This is a genomic window from Enterorhabdus sp. P55, assembly GCF_009911695.1.
Lineage (GTDB): Bacteria > Actinomycetota > Coriobacteriia > Coriobacteriales > Eggerthellaceae > Enterorhabdus.
In genome coordinates, this window is the sequence record NZ_QWKK01000307.1 from 1 (window position 1) to 550 (window position 550).

1 protein-coding gene is annotated in these 550 nt (G+C 37.5%); it reads left to right on the forward strand.

Annotated features, from left to right (window positions below; genetic code table 11):
• Positions 1-550 (forward strand): TRCF domain-containing protein (locus D1643_RS11415; RefSeq protein ID WP_370520345.1); only part of this gene is annotated, 550 nt, incomplete at both ends.

Sequence of the window (550 nt, forward strand, 5' to 3'; positions counted from 1 at the left end):
CTCAGGTTTCAAGATTGCAATGCGCGATCTTTCAATTCGAGGCGCAGGAAATTTACTGGGAGCAGAACAATCTGGCTTCATTGATTCGGTTGGTTTTGAACTTTACTCGCAATTGCTTGAAGAAGCAGTCCATAAACGCATGGGTGGCGAGAAAGTTAAGACGAAGACCAATGCGGAAATTATGCTTGGTTTAGATGCTTTTATTCCAAGTTATTATATTGGTGATGAAAGACAAAAAATTGAGATTTATAAACGCATTCGCCAAGTGGATACTCGAAAAAACTATGAAGAATTACAAGATGAGATGATGGACCGTTTTGGAGAATATCCAGACGAGGTTGCTTACTTGTTAGAAATTGGTTTATTGAAAACATTTGCGGATAATGCTCTCGTTGAAAAAATCGAAAAAAATAAATTTGAAGTCGTACTTACAATGGCGAAGTCAGCCAATACCATGTATGATCCCCAAGAGTATTTTGAAGCCTTGTCTGAAACCACCTTAAAAGCAAGTGTTGGTGAAAAGCTAGGAAAAATGACTTTTCGTTTTAAA